Origin of the sequence: Paracidovorax sp. MALMAid1276 (genome assembly GCF_049198005.1) — a bacterium.
Taxonomy (GTDB): domain Bacteria; phylum Pseudomonadota; class Gammaproteobacteria; order Burkholderiales; family Burkholderiaceae_C; genus Acidovorax.
Window position 1 is genome coordinate 1 of record NZ_JBMIRS010000026.1, and the last position, 3080, is coordinate 3080.

Consider the following 3080-nt stretch of genomic DNA (forward strand, 5'->3'; position numbering starts at 1 on the left):
GCCGCCCCGCAGCGAGGGCTGCGTCCCCCTGCCCGCAGTGCGCAGCACTGCGAGAGCGGGGGGAAGGCGCGCAGCGCCAGAGGAGGGCGTTCTTGGATCGCATTGCAGCGCAGCGCCAAAAACTGGCGCGCCCCCCTCGCAGGCAGCCGAGCAAGGGCCGCCCCGCAGCGAGGCCTGCGTCCCCCTGCCCGCAGTGCGCAGCACTGCGAGAGCGGGGGGAAGGCGCGCAGCGCCACAGGGGGGTGTTCCCTATGCATCACACCCCCACACTGTGCCGCGCCGCATCGGCAGAGTGCGCAAAGTACCGCGTGGCCAGCACGTCCGACAGGCCCAGGGCGCCGCGCGTGCAGTGCTCCAGGTACTGCTCCAGCGCCCCGTACCGGCCCTCGGCGTCCTGCTCGCACAGGGCGGACAGCGACAGCCCGGCGATATCGGGAATGCCCTCGTTGGCCGATTCACCCTTCGTGCCTGCGGCCGTCTCGATGCGGGCAATGCGCCCTCGCAGCGTGTGGGCGACCCAGGCCAGGGATCTGGGGTTGTCGCGGTCGATCACCAGCAGGTCCAGCAGCGCGGGCATGTCGCGCCGCAGCTGGTACTGGGCATGAAAGGTGATGGTGCTGTCGAACAGCCCCAGCACCGCTTCAAAGCCGCTTTCGTCAAACACCGCACCGGTTTGCAGCGCGCTGTGCAGAACGGCCGACAGAAACCCGAGGCGTTCCAGGTGCCGGCCGATGGACAGCAGCCGCCAGCCGTCGTCCCGGGTCATGCGGTCGGTCTGCTGGCCCGTCATCGCGGCGGTGCGGCCGCTCACGGTTTCCAGCTGCCGCAGCGCCTCCAGGTGCAGATAGCCCGCTGCGTCGCCCCCACCCGCTGGTTCGTCGTCGCCCTCGTCATCATCATGGACGTCGTCGGACTGCGGCTGCGCGAAGAACTCGGCCTCGGTGCTCACGATCAGGTTCCAGTGCTCCTGCGACAGGCGGTCGCGCACGGCCGACGCTGCGCCCACGATGCCGCGCAGGTTGTGGCCCACGCTCGTCACTTGGGCGGGCTGCGCCAGGCCGGCCACCAGCGAACGCTCAAACACCCGCCGCGCCTGTGTGGCGGCCGGCACCGAGGGCAGCACCAGGCCCTGGCTCACGGCCAGCGTGCTCAGCCAGGCCAGCAGCGGCTCCGAGGCCTGGTCTTCGCCATTGAGCCGCTGCAGCGTGATGGCGGCGAGGCGCGCCGTGTTTTCGGTGCGTTCGGTGTAGCGGCCCAGCCAGAACAGGTTCTCGGCCGCACGGCTGGTAACCTGGCGGCTGCGGTGCACCGCGGCCGGTGCGGCCTGGTTGTGGGCGAGCAGCGTGGTGGTGTCGACCGGGCCGCCGGTCTGCACCCACACATCGGCGCTGCTGCCGCCGCGCTGCATCGAGGTGATCTCGCGCTCGTCGTTGGCGATGCGGGCCAGGCCGCCGGGCAGCACACGCCACCGTCCGGGGCCGTCGCACACCGCAAACACACGCAGCATGACCGAGCGCGGCGTGATGTGCGCCGGACCGGGTCCTCCGGCCTCGTCGCTGGCGGGCCGCCAGGTAGGCATCTGCGACAGCGGCTGGTATGCCTGCACGGTGTACTCGTCGCCCCGCGCCTGGATGCGCTCTGTCCATGCGGCCAGCTCGGGGGCCGACAGCGTGCCGCCCAGCACCGCCGTGCGCTGCGGCGTGGGCCAGGTGGGGCGGATCACGCTGTGGGGCAGTTGCGGCAGCACGGCGTGGCGGGCGGCCTGCTCGCCGCACCACCAGGTGGGCAGCGACGGCAGCGCCAGCTCTTCGCCCAGCAGATGGCGGCACAGCGCCGGCATGAAGCCCAGTATGGCCGACGATTCGAGGAACGCCGAGCCCGGTGCGTTTGCCACCAGCACGTGGCCCGCCCGGATGGCCTGCAGCAGGCCCGGCACGCCCAGGCGCGAGTCGCTGCGCAGTTCCAGCGGGTCCAGGAACTCGTCGTCCAGGCGCTTCAGGATGCCGTGCACGGGTTGCAGGCCGTGCAGCGTCTTGAGATACAGGTGTGCGTCGCGCACCGTTAGGTCGTTGCCCTCCACCAGCGTCAGGCCCAGGTAGCGGGCCAGGTAGGCGTGCTCGAAGTAGGTCTCGTTGTACGGGCCCGGCGTCAGCAGCACGATGCGCGCGCCGGCTCCGGCGGGGCTCATTTGGCGCAGGCCGTCGAGCAGCGCGCGGTAGGTGGCGGCCAGCCGCTGCACGCGCATCTGCCGGAAGGCCTCGGGGAACAGGCGCGAGATGAGCAGCCGGTTTTCGAGCAGATAGCCCAGGCCCGACGGCGCCTGCGTGCGCTGGGTGACCACCCACCAGTCGCCCTGCGCATCGCGCGCCATGTCAAAGGCAGCGATCGGCAGGTGCATGCCGCCCACGGGCTGCACGCCGTGCATGGCGCGCAGGTAGCCTGGGTGGCCCTGCACCAGCGCGCTGGGCAACAGCCCCAGGCGCAGCAGCTCCTGGGGTCCGTACGCATCGGCCATGATGCGGTCGAGCAGGCGCACCCGCTGCAGCACGCCGCCCTCGATCTGTGCCCAGTCGCCCTGCGAAAGGATCAGCGGAAACAGGTCCACCGACCAGGGGCGCTCGGGGCCGTCGGCGTCGGCATACACGTTGTAGGTGATGCCGTTGTCGCGCACCTGGCGCTGCAGGCTGGCCATGCGCCGGTCCAGATCGGCAAAGCCTTCGGGGCCCAAATGATCAAGAAAATCAGCCCAAGCGCTTGATGGATATGCCCTGGACGCTATAGAAATAGGAGCGTTGGCCGGCGTGAACGCTGCGGCGCCCGAGGGGGGCTGCGTGCCCCGGCCGCGCAGTTCGTCAAAGTGCCCCGGCGCTGCCGCAGGCGCCAGCGCATCGCTCAGCCGGGCTGCGGTCTGGGGCGCTTGCGCCTGGAGGGGAGGGAGAAAGCTGGGGTCAGGATGGTTCACTGCGCTCGATTTTCGGGCATTTGGCTGCGAGGGCTCTGCGGGTAAGCCACCCCCTGGGCCTTAGAGCCATCCCTTTCAAGGTCTTTTTCCCTCGGCCTGTTTGAGGACGCGTGCGGTG

Annotated in this window: 1 protein-coding gene; it reads right to left on the reverse strand. The window is 70.6% G+C overall.

What is annotated here, in order from left to right; all coding sequences use genetic code 11:
• Positions 1 to 256: 256 nt before the first annotated feature.
• Positions 257 to 2962 (reverse strand): circularly permuted type 2 ATP-grasp protein, encoded by a 2706-nt coding sequence (locus ACOQFS_RS00865; protein WP_421561097.1) that lies wholly within the window; start codon positions 2960 to 2962, stop codon positions 257 to 259.
• Between the last annotated feature and the right edge of the window lie 118 nt (positions 2963 to 3080).